The organism is Micromonospora sp. WMMD1219 (assembly GCF_049315215.1).
Lineage (GTDB): Bacteria > Actinomycetota > Actinomycetes > Mycobacteriales > Micromonosporaceae > Micromonospora > Micromonospora tulbaghiae.
The window spans coordinates 6,070,305-6,084,132 of record NZ_CP186057.1 but is presented as its reverse complement, the minus strand read 5'-3'; the positions used below and the strand labels follow the sequence as shown (position 1 = coordinate 6,084,132).

Annotated in this window: 14 protein-coding genes, 2 pseudogenes and 1 riboswitch; of the genes and pseudogenes, 12 read left to right on the top strand and 4 right to left on the bottom strand. The window is 74.1% G+C overall.

The window, feature by feature from the left end; genetic code table 11:
• Nucleotides 1-29: 29 nt before the first annotated feature.
• Both ACN27C_RS28405 and ACN27C_RS28400 read right to left on the bottom strand, forming a co-directional pair.
• The gene (locus ACN27C_RS28405; protein WP_252448497.1) at nt 30-920 is read right to left on the bottom strand and encodes a septum formation family protein; all 891 of its coding nucleotides are present in this window, start codon (nt 918-920) and stop codon (nt 30-32) included.
• A gap of 77 nt (nt 921-997) precedes the next feature.
• Entirely contained in the window at nt 998-1,885 is an 888-nt protein-coding gene (locus tag ACN27C_RS28400; RefSeq protein WP_121685678.1) for a septum formation family protein, read from the bottom strand.
• Nucleotides 1,886-2,146: 261 nt separating this feature from the next.
• On the opposite strand from ACN27C_RS28400, the gene rpe reads away from it, so the two are divergent.
• From rpe to ribH, 7 genes and pseudogenes are all read left to right on the top strand, one after another.
• Nucleotides 2,147-2,827 carry a ribulose-phosphate 3-epimerase gene (gene rpe, locus ACN27C_RS28395; RefSeq protein ID WP_128137820.1) on the top strand — a complete coding sequence of 227 codons (681 nt, stop codon included), beginning with the start codon at nt 2,147-2,149 and terminating at the stop codon, nt 2,825-2,827.
• A gap of 1 nt (nt 2,828) precedes the next feature.
• The gene (locus ACN27C_RS28390; RefSeq protein ID WP_091424366.1) at nt 2,829-3,785 is read left to right on the top strand and encodes a response regulator; all 957 of its coding nucleotides are present in this window, start codon (nt 2,829-2,831) and stop codon (nt 3,783-3,785) included.
• Nucleotides 3,786-3,859: 74 nt separating this feature from the next.
• Nucleotides 3,860-4,032, top strand: a riboswitch (FMN riboswitch).
• A gap of 169 nt (nt 4,033-4,201) precedes the next feature.
• Nucleotides 4,202-5,263: a bifunctional diaminohydroxyphosphoribosylaminopyrimidine deaminase/5-amino-6-(5-phosphoribosylamino)uracil reductase RibD gene (gene ribD, locus ACN27C_RS28385; RefSeq protein WP_422749283.1), complete on the top strand. Its 1,062-nt coding sequence runs from the start codon at nt 4,202-4,204 to the stop codon at nt 5,261-5,263.
• A 1-nt stretch (nt 5,264) separates the two neighbouring features.
• A pseudogene (locus ACN27C_RS28380) lies at nt 5,265-5,886 on the top strand (riboflavin synthase); the annotation flags it as partial.
• Complete coding sequence (gene pnuC / locus ACN27C_RS28375; protein ID WP_013285533.1) at nt 5,876-6,571, top strand: nicotinamide riboside transporter PnuC; 696 nt, start codon at nt 5,876-5,878, stop codon at nt 6,569-6,571. The pseudogene ACN27C_RS28380 and the gene pnuC, both read left to right, overlap by 11 nt.
• A complete protein-coding gene (locus tag ACN27C_RS28370; protein ID WP_120573848.1) occupies nt 6,568-7,833 on the top strand; it encodes a bifunctional 3,4-dihydroxy-2-butanone-4-phosphate synthase/GTP cyclohydrolase II in 1,266 nt (421 codons plus the stop codon). The genes pnuC and ACN27C_RS28370 overlap by 4 nt, the downstream gene beginning before the upstream one ends.
• Before the next feature lie 4 nt (nt 7,834-7,837).
• A complete protein-coding gene (ribH, locus tag ACN27C_RS28365) occupies nt 7,838-8,335 on the top strand; it encodes a 6,7-dimethyl-8-ribityllumazine synthase (RefSeq protein WP_422749281.1) in 498 nt (165 codons plus the stop codon).
• Nucleotides 8,336-8,427: 92 nt separating this feature from the next.
• On the opposite strand, the gene ACN27C_RS28360 is transcribed toward ribH, so the two are convergent.
• Nucleotides 8,428-9,909, bottom strand: a complete 1,482-nt coding sequence (locus tag ACN27C_RS28360; protein ID WP_422749279.1) for an MFS transporter — start codon at nt 9,907-9,909, stop codon at nt 8,428-8,430.
• A 197-nt stretch (nt 9,910-10,106) separates the two neighbouring features.
• A pseudogene (locus tag ACN27C_RS28355) lies at nt 10,107-10,292 on the bottom strand (winged helix-turn-helix domain-containing protein); the annotation flags it as partial.
• An 81-nt stretch (nt 10,293-10,373) separates the two neighbouring features.
• Between ACN27C_RS28355 and ACN27C_RS28350 the strand changes: the two are divergent.
• From ACN27C_RS28350 to ACN27C_RS28330, 5 genes are read left to right on the top strand one after another with little or no spacing between them, the layout of a single operon-like run.
• Entirely contained in the window at nt 10,374-11,066 is a 693-nt protein-coding gene (locus tag ACN27C_RS28350; protein ID WP_422749277.1) for an alpha/beta fold hydrolase, read from the top strand.
• A gap of 46 nt (nt 11,067-11,112) precedes the next feature.
• Nucleotides 11,113-11,394, top strand: a complete 282-nt coding sequence (locus ACN27C_RS28345) for a phosphoribosyl-ATP diphosphatase (RefSeq protein ID WP_198039659.1) — start codon at nt 11,113-11,115, stop codon at nt 11,392-11,394.
• 43 nt (nt 11,395-11,437) lie between these two features.
• Nucleotides 11,438-12,283, top strand: coding sequence for an ATP phosphoribosyltransferase (hisG, locus tag ACN27C_RS28340; protein WP_120570489.1), 846 nt, complete (start codon nt 11,438-11,440; stop codon nt 12,281-12,283).
• Nucleotides 12,280-13,242 (top strand): DMT family transporter, encoded by a 963-nt coding sequence (locus ACN27C_RS28335; RefSeq protein WP_358172798.1) that lies wholly within the window; start codon nt 12,280-12,282, stop codon nt 13,240-13,242. Before hisG ends, ACN27C_RS28335 begins: the two co-directional genes overlap by 4 nt.
• Nucleotides 13,239-13,712, top strand: coding sequence for a PH domain-containing protein (locus ACN27C_RS28330; protein WP_422749274.1), 474 nt, complete (start codon nt 13,239-13,241; stop codon nt 13,710-13,712). Before ACN27C_RS28335 ends, ACN27C_RS28330 begins: the two co-directional genes overlap by 4 nt.
• Nucleotides 13,713-13,828: the final 116 nt, after the last annotated feature.

Sequence of the window (13,828 nt, the reverse complement as noted above, 5' to 3'; positions counted from 1 at the left end):
GGTGGGCGCCGGCCCGCCCCGCCCGGGTCTCAGGTGATCGGCAGCGCCTTGGCGCCCGCGCCCTTGACCGACCGGGTCAGCGAACGCTCGGAGACCCACAGGAAACACTGCACGCCCCGGTCGCCGTCCCGCCACTGCTCCTCGAACGGGTGGTAGATGATGGTGCCGGCCCGGTACTGCATGTTGCCGTCGTTCGGCAGCTTCGCGTACTTGGCGATCAGGCCGCGGCACGCCTTGTGCGTGCGCAGCGGCGTGCGCTCGAACTCGGCGTAGCTGATGTCCGGCGCCTGGTACACGCCGACGAACTCGGCGTGGTGCCGGGAGGTGCAGGCCACCGGCCGCATCGCCTGCACCTCGTCCTTGCTCAGCTTCGGGTTGAAACAGCCGAACGCGAGCTTGGAGCCGGGCTTCAAGGCGCCCCGCAGGCTGCCGGTGCGCTGGGCCACAGCGCCCTCGTCCAGGTCGGTGATCTCGGCGACGTCGCAGCGGTACCAGCGGGCCCCGCCGGACCACGCGAGCGCCGAGGGAAAGACCACCGCCAGGCGCAGCCGCCCGCCGCGCCAGTCCGCGCCGACGGCCCGGGTGACCTGCCGGGCGCAGTCGGCGTGCGCGGCGCGCATCCCGGCCGAGCCGGTACGCGGCGGCGCGGAACGCTCCGCCTCCGCGCCGGTCATCGTGCCCACGTGCAGCGTCTCGGTGCGGTGCGGGGCGGCGCAGTCGACCGGCTGGTAGCCGCTGAGGTAGCCGACGTCGGCGACGGTGGGGTGACAGGCGCCGGACTTCGGCACGAAACCGACCGGCGCGGCGAACGCGGGCCAGTCGTCGACCAGGTCGCGGTCCACTCCGGCCGGCGCGGCACAGCCGCCGAGCGCCAGCGCCAGCGCCGCGCCCACGGTGACCGCCACCCGCCATCGCCGCATCCCGACCGACCTCCCCCGCGCATCCGGCGCCACCCGGTCGACCGGTACGCCTCGGCGGTGCAGCATACGGCAGCGGCTCAGGTGACCGGGAGTCCCTCGGGCCCGGCGCCGCGCACCGAGCGGTTCAGCTTGCGGTCGTCACTCCACAGGAAACAGCGCACGCCCCGGTCGCCCTCCTCCCACTCCCGCTGCGACGGCGGGTAGAAGATGGATCCGGCCCGGTACGGCAGTTCGGCGTTGTCCGGCACCTCGGCGAACGCGGCGATGAGCGTCATGCAGCGCCGGTGCGTGGCGGGCGCGCCCCGGGTGAACTCGGCCCAGCTCATGTCGCCTTCCTCGTACACGCCGACGAACTCGGCCCGGTGTGGTTCGGTGCACAGCACCGGGGCCATGTAGTTGAGGTTCTGGCCGATCAGCTTCGGGTCGAAGCACCTGTGCACCAGCGGGTTGTCGCCGACGAGCGCGCCGCGCAGGCTGCCGACCCGGTTGACCGGGCGGGTGTTGTCGATGCTGTCGGTCTCGGCCAAGTCGCAGCGGAACCAGCGGGCGCCGGACGTCCAGGCGGTGACGGTGGGCAGCGCGATGTTCAGGGTCAGCCGGGCGGCGTGCCAGTCCCCGCCGATCATCTCCCGGGCCCGCTGGTCGCACTCGGCGCGCGCGGTCCGCAGCGCCGGTGAGCCCGGTTCCGGGCGTACGCCCTGCGCCGCCGGCCCGCTGAACCGGCCGACGTGCACGGTCTCGGCCAGGTGGCTGCCCGCGCAGTTCACCGTCTCGTACGTCGCGGCGGCCACCACTGTGCTCAGCCGGGGCAGGCACGCCTCGGTCGCCGGGACGAACAGCTGCGGCACCGGCAGCGCCGCCCAGTCGTCGATCAGGTCGCCGTCGGCCCGGTGTGTCTGAGCGCATCCGGCGAGCACCGCAGTCACGGCGCCGGCCAGCGCGAGCACGTGGAGCCACCGTCGCATCGTCCGCCCCTTCCGGGAGAGATGACAGCCGGTCGCCACAGGCCCGACCGGCGTCCCCCGCGCCCGGGCGTGCAGCATACGTGACCGTCCCTGTAGGAGTTTCGTCATCTTTCAATCGATCGGCCAGTCACCGGCGACTATTCGTGCCGATTTTCTCTCCGGACGGCCGGATGGTGCACCACCGGTGAATGGGGCATCACCACCTGTCACTCCGGGAGACGTGCCGCGACCTCCGGATCACCGCGTTCGTACACTGGCCCGGTGACCGTACCGCCGCCGATCGTCGCGCCGAGCATCCTGGCCGCCGATTTCGCCCGCCTCGCCGACGAGGTCCGTGCCGTGGAGCCCGCCGCCGACTGGCTGCACGTCGACGTCATGGACAACCACTTCGTGCCCAACCTGACCATCGGACTGCCGGTGGTGCAGAGCCTGCGCGCCGTCACCGGGATCCCGTTCGACGTGCACCTGATGATCGAGGATCCGCGCCGCTGGGCGCCCGGGTACGCCGACGCCGGGGCGTACAACGTCACGTTCCACGCCGAGGCGTGCGACGACCCGGTGGCGCTGGCGAAGGACCTGCGCTCGGCCGGGGCGAAGGCGGGGCTGGCGATCGACCGGGACACCCCGATCGAGCCGTACCTGGAGCTGCTGCCGAGCTTCGACACGCTGCTGATCATGACGATCAAGGCCGGCTTCGGCGGCCAGCGTTTCCTGCCGCAGCTGCTGGACAAGGTGCGCGCGGCCCGCCGGCACGTCGACAGCGGGCACCTGGAGCTGCGCATCGAGGTCGACGGCGGCATCGCCGCGGACACCATCGAGCAGGCCGCCGCGGCCGGCGCCGACGCGTTCGTCGCGGGCACCGCCGTCTACGGCGCCGACGATCCCGCGGAGGCGGTACGCCGCCTGCGGGGCCTGGCGGAACGCGCGATGACCGGGGCCTGAGATGGACCCCGCCGGCGAGCGACCCGACGTGATCCTCGTCGTCGACGACGACGAGGACATCGCCCGCTTCGTCGAGTTCAACCTGCGCCTGCACGGCTTCGAGGTGCTGCACGCCGCCGACGGCCAGGAGGCGCTGGAGATCATCGAGCGGCAGCGGCCCGACCTCGCGGTGGTCGACCTGATGATGCCGCGCATCGACGGGCTGGAACTGACCCGGCGGCTGCGCGCCGACCCGATGACCTCCGCCCTGCCGGTGATCATGCTCACCGCCAAGGGGATGACCCAGGACAAGGTCAACGGGCTCAGCGTCGGCGCGGACGACTACCTGGTCAAACCGTTCGACACGCTGGAACTGGTGGCCCGGGTCAACTCCACGCTGCGGCGCAACAAGGAGTTCCGGGAGGTCTCGCCGCTGACCGGGCTGCCCGGCAACAGCCGGATCCGGCGGGAGATCAGCGACCGGGTGCGCAACGGCGTCGACTACGCCGTCGGCTACATCGACATCGACCGGTTCAAGAGCGTCAACGACCGGTACGGCTTCGTGCGCGGCGACGAGTTCATCTCGGCGCTGGCCCGCAGCCTGCACCGGGCGGTGGTGTCGATCGGGCTGCCGCCGGCGTTCCTCGGCCACGTCGGCGGTGACGACTTCGTCATCGTCTGCACCCCCGGTCAGGTCCGGCCGCTGACCAGCCGGGCCGTCGTCGACTTCGAGAAGGCCGCGGACGCGCTCTACGACGCGACCGACCGGGAACGCGGCTTCGTGGAGCTGAAGGACCGGCGCGGCAACATCCGCCGCGCCGCGCTCGTCACGCTCTCCATCGGTGTGTCGCTGTCCGATTCCGGCAAGCGGTTCACCGATCCGCTGGAGGCGATCGCGGTGGCCTCGGAGATGAAGACGGTGGCCAAGAGCCAGCCCGGCTCGTACGTGGCGGTGGACCGCCGGCGCGGCGTCACCTGAGGCGGTCCTGTGAGGTAGCTCGCCTCTGTGGCGCGCGCCCGGGCGGAACGTGTAAGACTTCCCGTATACCCACCACGCGCTGGCGGGGCTCGGTGAAATTCCGAACCGGCGGTGATCCACGGTCCGACCGTGGTAAGCCCGCGACCCGGACGGCTTCGGCCGGACGGTGGACCTGGTGAGAATCCGGGGCCGACGGTTGGGGTGCGGCTCGTCCGCCCCCAGAAAGTCCGGATGGGAGACAGCGCGCGGAACGGGGGAGGCCCCTGCCGGCCGCTGAGCACCCTCAGCCGCCGCGTGGGCTCCCCGGGGTCGGCGTCGCCGTCCCCGGGTTCTCCGCCGCCGCGTGTCCGCGGCTTTCGTGGCCGTTGCTCCCGAACCTGCCCGCGCGCGACCGGCGAGCGGGAGGACAGGCGGCCATGGCGAGCGTCTCCGTCGACGAGGCGATGCGTCGTGCCATCGAACTGGCCGCGCGCGGCCTCGGCACCACGAGCCCCAACCCGGTGGTCGGCTGCGTGCTGCTCGACACCGACGGCGAGGTCGTCGGCGAGGGCTTCCACGCGTACGCCGGCGGCCCGCACGCGGAGATCGTCGCGCTGGCGCAGGCCGGCACGCGCGCCCGCGGCGGCACCGCGGTGGTCACCCTGGAGCCCTGCGACCACACCGGCCGCACCGGCCCGTGCAGCCACGCGCTCATCGCCGCCGGGGTGTCCCGCGTGGTGATCGCCGTGCCCGACCCCAACCCGGTCGCCTCCGGCGGCGCGGCCACGCTGCGCGCCGCCGGGGTCCAGGTGGCCCTGGGGGTACGCGCGCAGGAGGCCGAGGCCGGCAACGTGGCCTGGCTGACCTCGATGCGCCGCGGCTGGCCGTACGTGATCTGGAAGTACGCGGCCACGCTCGACGGGCGTTCCGCCGCCGCCGACGGCACCAGCATGTGGATCACCTCCGAGGCGGCCCGGATCGACGTGCACGCGCTGCGCGGCACCGTCGACGCGGTGCTCGCCGGGGTGGGCACCGTGCTCACCGACGACCCCCGGCTGACCGCCCGCAACCTGCGCGACGGCACCATGGCCATCCGGCAGCCGCTGCGGGTGGTGGTGGACAGCTCGGGGCGTACCCCGGCCGACGCCCGGGTCCGCGACGGCGCCGCGCGCACGTGGATCGCCACCGCCGCGGAGGTCGGCGCCGGGCCGGACGGCCGGGTCGACCTGCCGGCGCTGCTCGCGGAGCTGCACCACCGGGGCGTGCGGGCCGCGCTGCTGGAGGGCGGGCCGACGCTGGCCGGCGCGTTCCTCGCCGCCGGCCTGGTCGACAGGATCGTCGGGTACGTCGCGCCGAAGCTGCTCGGCGCCGGCCCGACCGCGCTGCTCGACGCGGGCGTGAGCACCATCGCCGACGCCATCGATCTGGAGATCACCGACGTTACGCGGGTCGGTCCCGACCTGCGGATCACCGCGCTGCCCCGGAAGAGGGAGGGCTGACATGTTCACCGGCATCGTCGAGGAACTGGGCGAGATCGTCCGGAGCACCGAGACCGGCGACGACTCCGCGCTGGTCGCCATCCGCGGCCCGCTCGTCACCTCGGACGCCCGGCACGGCGACTCGATCGCCGTCAACGGCGTCTGCCTCACAGTGGTCGACGTCGACGGCGGCGTGTTCACCGCCGACGTGATGGGCGAGACGCTGCGCCGCACCGCGCTCGGCGCGCTGCGCCCCGGCGACCCGGTCAACCTCGAACGGGCCGCCGCACTCAACAGCCGTCTCGGCGGGCACCTGGTGCAGGGCCACGTCGACGGCGTCGGCGAGATCGTCGCCCGGGAGCCCGCCGCGCAGTGGGAGACCGTGCGGTTCCGGCTGCCCGCCGGGCTGGCCCGGTACGTGGTGGAGAAGGGCTCGATCACCGTCGACGGCGTGTCGCTCACAGTCGCCGAGGCGGGCGACGACTGGTTCTCGGTCGGCCTGATCCCCACCACGCTGAAACTCACCGTGCTCGGCACGAAGCGGATCGGCGACCCGGTCAACCTGGAGGTCGACGTGCTGGCCAAGTACGTCGAGCGGCTGCTCGGCGACCGCGGCGCGGGGGGTGCCCGGTGATGGGCCCGCTCGGCTGGCTGCTCGACGCCCAGGTGCACGTGGCCGGCTCGCCGGTGCTGGTCCGGGAGATCGTCGGCAACGTCTTCGGGCTCGGCTCGGCGCTGCTCGGGCTGCGCCGCGTGGTCTGGGCCTGGCCGGTCGGCATGATCGGCAACGCGCTGCTGTTCACCGTGTTCCTCGGCGGTGTCTTCGTCACCCCGCAGGCGCACGACCTCTACGGCCAGGCCGGCCGGCAGGTCTTCTTCTTCGCCGTCAGCGTGTACGGCTGGTGGCGCTGGTCGCGCAACCGGCGTGCCGGTGGCGGGGAGGAGCCGGCCGTGGTGCCGCGCTGGGCCACCTGGCCGGAGCGGCTCGGCCTGCTCGTGGCCGCCGCCGTCGGCACCGCCGCCGCGTACCCGGTGCTCGCCGCGCTCGGCTCGTGGGGGCCGCTGCCGGACGCCTGGATCCTGGTCGGCAGCCTGCTCGCCACGTACGGCATGGCCCGCGGCTGGGTCGAGTTCTGGCTGATCTGGATCGCCGTCGACGCGGTCGGCGTACCGCTGCTGCTGCGCGGCGGCTTCTACCCGTCGGCCGCCATGTACCTGGTCTACGGCGCGTTCTGCGCCGCCGGCCTGTACAGCTGGTGGCGCACCTCCCGGGCCGTCGCGACCGCGCCCGCCCCGATCCCGGCGACGTACTCGGAGGCCGTGGCATGAGCACGTTCGGATCGATCGAGCAGGCGGTGGCGGACATCGCCGCCGGGCGTCCGGTGGTCGTGGTCGACGACGAGGACCGGGAGAACGAGGGCGACCTGATCTTCGCGGCCGAGCTGGCCACGCCGGAGCTGGTCGCGTTCATGGTCCGCTACACGTCCGGCTACATCTGCGTGCCGCTGACCGAGGACGAGTGCGACCGGCTGGACCTGCCGCCGATGCACCACACCAACCAGGACCGGCGCGGCACCGCGTACACGGTGACTGTGGACGCGCGGGAGGGTGTCAGCACCGGCATCTCGGCCGCCGACCGGTCGCACACCATCCGGCTGCTCGCCGACGCCGCGACCGGCCCGACCGACCTGGCCCGGCCCGGTCACGTGGTGCCGCTGCGCGCCCGTGCCGGCGGGGTGCTGCGCCGCCCCGGGCACACCGAGGCGGCGGTGGACCTGACCCGGCTGGCCGGGCTGCGCCCGGCCGGGGTGCTCTGCGAGCTGGTGAACGACGACGGCACCATGATGCGCCTGCCGGACCTGGAGAAGTTCTGCGCCGAGCACGGGCTGACGCTGGTCACCATCGCGGACCTGATCGCCTACCGGCGGCGTACCGAGAAGCAGGTCGAGCTGGCCGCCGAGGCGCGTATGCCCACCCCGTACGGCGTGTTCCGGGCGCTCGGCTACCGCGCCGAGCACGACCCGGCCGAGCACGTCGCGCTGGTCATGGGCGACCTCGGCGACGGGCGGGACGTGCTGGTGCGGGTGCACTCCGAGTGCCTCACCGGCGACGTGTTCGGCTCGCTGCGGTGCGACTGCGGGCCGCAGCTGCAGGCCGCGCTGGCGCGGGTCGCCGCGGAGGGGCGCGGCGTGGTCCTCTACGTGCGCGGGCACGAGGGCCGGGGCATCGGCCTGCTGCACAAGCTCCAGGCGTACCAGCTCCAGGACCAGGGCCGCGACACCGTGGACGCGAACCTCGACCTCGGGCTGCCGGCCGACGCCCGCGACTACGGCACCGGTGCGCAGATCCTCTACGACCTGGGCGTCCGGACGATGCGGCTGCTGACGAACAACCCGGCCAAGCGGGCCGGCCTGGAGGGGTACGGCCTCACCGTGACCGGCCGGGAGGGGCTGCCGGTGCGGTCCAACCCGGAGAACGTGCGCTATCTGCGCACCAAGCGGGACCGGATGGGCCACCTGCTGGACGGACTGGACGAGGTGACCGAGGCGCCGATGGGCCGCCCGGTCGCCGGTGACGAGATCGGAGCGTAGGGCGATGGCGGGTTTCGGTGAGCCGGGCGTGACCGCGGTGGACGCCGCCGGGATGACGGTCGGCGTGGTGGCCGCCCGGTGGCACGGCGACCTGACCGACCACATGACCGAGCGGGCGGTGGCCGCCGCGCAGGCCTGCGGGGCGCGGGCCGTGGTGGCCCGGGTGGCCGGCTCGGTGGAGCTGCCGGTGGTGGCCCAGGCGATGGCCCGCCGCTTCGACGTGGTGGTCGCGCTCGGCGTGGTGGTACGCGGCGCGACGGCACACTTCGACTACGTCTGCCAGTCGGTCACCGAAGGGCTGACCCGGGTGGCGCTGGACGAGGGCAAGCCGGTGGCGCACGGGGTGCTGACCGTGGACACCATCGAGCAGGCCCGGGACCGGGCCGGGCTGCCCGGCTCGGCCGAGGACAAGGGCTGGTCGGCGACGGTGGCCGCGCTGGACGCGGCCCTGGCCGTCCGCGCCCTGGACGCCGGCTCCGCCCACCGCGTCGGCTTCGCCTGACCCACCGATCACCCCAGGAGCGCGCCCCCTCCCCACCACTCCGTCGATCATGAAGTTGACGGGGACAGAAGGGACGGCGGTTGCCGCCAACTTCATGATCGACGCGCGGCGGGACGCTGTGTGCCGCCGGGCAGGAGTGCGGGGGAGAGGTGTCCGGGGAGGGCGGGTGCTATCGGCGTGCTGAGGTGGCGGCCGGTGAGCAGGTAGGCGGCGGCAATCGTCAGTCCGGCTCCGATCGCGCCGTAGAGCAGCCGGTAGTCGACGAGGCCGACCATCAGGGCGCCCGCGCCGATCGCCGCCGCCTGGGGACCGCCGGCCACCGCGTCCAGCGCGGCCGAGGCCCGTCCGACCAGCTCCGGCGCGGTACGCCGCTGCACAAGCGTCATGACCGCCACCATGGCGACCGGCAGGCCCAGCCCGATCAGGACGCTCGCCGCCACGGCCAGCCCGAGGGCCGGGCGGGTCAGTGCCACGCTGGCCAGCGCGACGCAGGACACCGCGAGCGCCATCGCGCCCAGCTCGCCGAGACGGCGGACCAGTGCCGCCGAGGCGACGCCGCCGACCAGGCCGCCGACACCCTGCAACGACACCAGCACACCGAGGAAGGCCGGCTCCCGCCCGAGCCCCTGGTCGACGTACGCGAACCAGAGCGTCTCGCCGAACCCCAGGCCGACCGACGCGGCCACGGTCGCCACCAGGGCGCGACGCAGCGCCGGCTCGCCGAGCAGGTGACGGATGCCGGCGACCAGTTCGCCGCGTCCGCCGTGGGCCGTGCCCGCCGGAACCCGGCCCGGGTGCGCGTCGCCGCCGCAGTCCCCTTCGACCGGCGCCGGTCGCAGCCCCAGTCCGGCCACCGCGGCCAGGATGAAACCGACGGCGCAGGCCCCGGCCAGCGCCGGGCCGCCGAGCACCACGAACAGGCCGGCGCCGAGCAGCGGACCGGCCAGCCGAAGGCCCTGCTTGACGGTCTGCGTCGCGCCGTTCGCGTCGGGTAGCAGCGCGCCGGGGACCAGTTCCTGCACGAGCGCGGTGACCGTCGCGCCCAGCGCGAGGTAGGACAGGCCGTATCCGGCGGCGACCGTGTAGACCACCCAGAGCCGGCTGTCGTCGTGCACGGTGAGCAGCGGCAGCAGCAGTACGGCAGTGCCGGCGTTGAGCATCACGAACAGCCTCCGCCGGGGCACGCGGTCGACGACCCAGCCGACCAGCGGCGCGAGCACCATCGGCGCGGTCAGTGCCACGAAGGTGGCACCGGCCAGCCCGTCCGAGCCGGTCATCTGTTTCACCCACACCGCCAGTGCCAGCAGCAGCACCGACTCGGCGACCAGGCTCACGGTCAGCGCGGCGAAGAACAGCCGGAAGTCGGGCCGGCGCAGCAGGGCCCTCACCGCTCCACCTCCGGTACGCCCCACGCCATCAGGCGGACCGGGCGGGACCCGGGTGGTCGAGCGGCCGGATCCTCCAGCCGGTCGAGGTGGCGGGCGAACAGCGCTCGGAGCTCGTCGCGGAGCCCGGCCAGTTCCTCGGCGGTGTACCAGCCGATGAACTGGTTGAAGAAGCCGGCGTCCCGCCATTTGGCGGGCTCCTGCCGGCGGGCCGCCATCCAGTCCCAGAGCTTGCGGTACTCCAGATCGAGCAGCACCCGGGCGGCGGCGTCGCCGGCCCGGGCCAGTTCGGGGCTCTCGTCGCCGTCGCCCCATCGGTGCCCGTCGGTGACCATCCGCCAGGGACGCTGCCGGCCGGTCCCTCCGCCCGCCTCGGTGACGAAGCCGTACTTGGCGAGCTGGCGCAGGTGCCAGGAGCAGTTGGCCGGGCTCTCGTCGACCCGCTCGGCCACCTCGGTGGCGGTCAGCGGGCCGTACAGGCCGACGGCGTTGAGGATGCGCAGGCGCAGGGGGTGGGCGAACGCGCGGAGCGTCTCCACGTCGGTGATCTCGCGAGGATGTTGCTCGGTCATATCGAAAGACTACTTTGAAAAGGGTGCTTTCGAAAGAAGTGCTTTGAAAGAATCCTCGACGTGCCGTGGTTGACTGCTGCGGTGACGGAGATCGGGTACGCGGACCTGCCAGGGCTGCGGATGGCGTACCGGAGCTGGGGCCGGGCCGGCGGCCGCCCGCTCGTGGCACTGCACGGCGGCACGGGATCGGGGGAGAGCTGGGCCACGCTCGCGGCGGCGCTCGGCGCCACCACCCGCACGTACGCCCCCGACCTGCGCGGCTACGGCGCCACCGGGCCGGCCTCGGCGTACTCGCTGGAACTGGTCCGCGACGACGTGCGAGGGCTGCTCGACGCGCTGGAGCTCCCCCGGGTCACGGTGCTGGGGCACTCCTCGGGGGCGGTGGCGGCCCACCTGCTCGCCCGCGCGTATCCGGATCGGGTGGCGGCGCTGGTGCTCGTCGAACCTCCGCCACCGGTGCCGCTCGGCCTGCGGCTGCCACCCCGGCCGGACGGACCGCTGCCCTACGACTGGGCCGCCCGCGAAGCGTTCGTCGCCGAACTCAACGCCCCGCCGCCCACCTGGTGGGAGGGGTTGGCGGAGATCACCGCGCCGACCCTGGTGGTGGCCGGCGGTCCCGCCAGCCACCTCCCGCAGCACGAGCTGGCGCGGATGGCGGCCCGGATCCCCGCCGCCCGCCTGGTCGTCGTCGAAGGCGGGCACGCGGTGCCGGCCGCCCGCCCCGCCGAGTTCGCCACCGCGGTCCGGGACTTCCTTGCCGCGCTCCCCGGGTGAGCCGGACGACGCGGGTGGACCCGGTGGGCGCGCTCACCCGGGGCGGCTGGAAGAATCGCCTTCCGTGAAGACGTTCGAGGAGTTGTTCGCCGAGCTGCAGGCCAAGGCCGCCGCCGGCACCCCGGGCTCGGGCACGGTCGAGGCGCTCGCCAAGGGCGTGCACTTCATCGGCAAGAAGGTCGTCGAGGAGGCGGCCGAGTCGTGGATGGCCGCCGAGCACGAGGGCCCGGAGCGGGCCGCCGAGGAGATCTCCCAGCTGCTCTACCAGGCGCAGGTGCTGATGCTCGCCACCGGCCTGGAACTGAAGGACGTCTACCGACATCTGTGAGTGCCCGTCCGCTGATCATCCGATCGAACGAAGGAGCACTCCCATGCTGCGTGTCGCAGTACCCAACAAGGGCGCCCTGGCCGAGTCGGCCGCCGGGATGCTGCGCGAGGCGGGCTACCGCCAGCGCACCGACCCGAAGGACCTGGTCTGCCGGGACGAACCCAACGACATCGAGTTCTTCTACCTGCGTCCCAAGGACATCGCCACCTACGTCGGCTCCGGTGACCTGGACGTCGGCATCACCGGCCGCGACCTGCTGATCGACTCCGGCGCGCCGGCCGAGGAGGTGGTCGACCTCAACTTCGGGCGGGCCACGTTCCGGTTCGCCGCCCGGCCCGACGACGTCGCCTCCGTCCAGCAGCTCGGCGGGCACCGCATCGCCACCGCGTACCCGGGTCTGGTCGAGCGGCACCTGGCCGAGCTGGGCGTCAAGGCCGACGTGATCCGCCTGGACGGCGCGGTGGAGAACGCCATCCGCCTCGGCGTGGCCGACGTCGTCGCCGACGTGGTGGAGACCGGCGCGACGCTGCGCCAGGCCGGCCTGGTGGTCTTCGGCGAGCCGCTGCTGCGCTCCTCGGCGGTGCTGGTCCGCCGCGCCGGCGCGACCGGCGGCGCGCAGCAGGAGCAGCTGCAGCGCCGGCTGCACGGCGTCCTGGTCGCCCGCCGGTACGTGATGCTCGCCTACGACGTGCCGGCCGGCCTGCTCGACCGGGCCAGCTCGCTGACCCCGGGCATCGAGTCGCCGACGGTCTCGCCGCTGCACCGGGAGGGCTGGGTCGCGGTGCAGGCGATGGTGCTCCGCGACGACGTGCACCGGATCATGGACGAGCTGTACGAGCTGGGCGCCCGCGCGATCCTGGTCACCAACATCCACGCCTGCCGGCTGTGAGGCCGCTGCCGCTCCCGGCCGCGCTGGCCGTGGTCGTGGCCGGCGGCGTGGCCTCGGCCGCCCAGGGCGCGGTCAACGCCGAGATGGGGGAGCGGACCGGCGCCCCGGTCCTCGGCGCGGTGGTCAACAACCTCGGCGGCTGCCTGCTGGTGCTGGCCGGGATCGTGGCGCTGCCCTCGATGCGCGCCGGGCTGGCCGGGCTGCGCCGCTCCGGCCTGCCGTGGTGGACGTACCTCGGCGGGGTGGGCGGCGCGGTGATCGTGCTGGTCGCGCCGGTGGTGGTGCCGGTGCTCGGGGTGGCGGTGTTCACGATCGCCCAGGTGGCCGGCGGCAGCCTCGGCGGCCTCGCGGTGGACCGGGCCGGGCTGGCCGCCACCGGTCGGATGCCGCTCACGGTGCCCCGGGTCGGCGGGGCGGTGCTCGGCGTCGGCGCTGTCGCCCTCGCCCAGCTCGGCCGCCCGATCGGTGACCTGGCGGTCGGGCTGGTGCTGCTCTGCGTCCTGGGCGGGCTGGCGGTGGCCGGGCAGTCCGCGCTCAACGGCCGGGTCGCCGCCTCGGTCGGCCCGGCCGCCGGCCTCGCCGTCAACTTCGCGGTCAGCACCGTGGTGATCGGCGCGGTCGCGGCGCTCACCGGCGCGCTCGCGAGCCAGCCCCGCTGGCCTGCCCAGTGGTGGCTCTACCTCGGTGGCCTGCTCGGCGTCGGGATCGTGCTCTCGCTGCTGGTCGGGGTACGCGCCGCCGGGGTGCTGCGGACCGGCCTGGCGCTGGTGGCCGGGCAGCTCGGCGGCGCGCTGCTGCTCGACCTCGTACTGCCCGGCGGCCCCGGTGTCCGGCTGCCGGTGCTGGCCGGCGCCCTGCTCACGCTGCTCGCCGTGGTGGTCACCAGCCTGCGCCGGCGCGGCCCGGACCGTGTGGCGGCCGAAGGCGCGCCCGAACCGGATGGCAGACTGGTCGGGTGAGCGATTCCGTGGTGACCGTGCGACCCCGCCGCGTCCGGGTCGTCTGCTGGGCCTCGGCCGTCACGCTGATCGTGGTGTTCAGCCTCGTCGCGACGTCGCTGACCGGCGCCACCGGCAACGGCTACGGCACGTTCCAGCGCGGCGACCAGTTCGCCATGATCGGCCTGGGCGTCTTCGGCGCGCTGGGCTTCCTGCTGTTCACCCGCCCCCGCGTGATCGCCGACGCCAAGGGCCTCCGGGTGCGCAACGTGTTCAGCTCGTACGAGCTGCCGTGGGAGGTCGTCCGTGGTGTCCGGTTCGACCGGGGCGCCCCGTGGGCCAGCCTGGAGCTGCACGACGACGACCTGCTGCCGATGGTCGCGTTGCAGGCCGCCGACAAGGAGAGCGCCGTCGAGGCGGTCCGCGCGCTGCGCCGCCTGCACCAGGCGCACCTGGCGGCGCTGTCTGCCGGCCAGTCGGCACCCCGCTGACCAGCGAGCCCGGTTTGGGCGGGCCTGGGCCGAGGGTGTAGTGTTGCGGAGTCGACCAGACTGCCCCCGTCCCTGACGCGCGGGCGGTCGAGAAGCGGAGCGCCCGCTCCCACCCG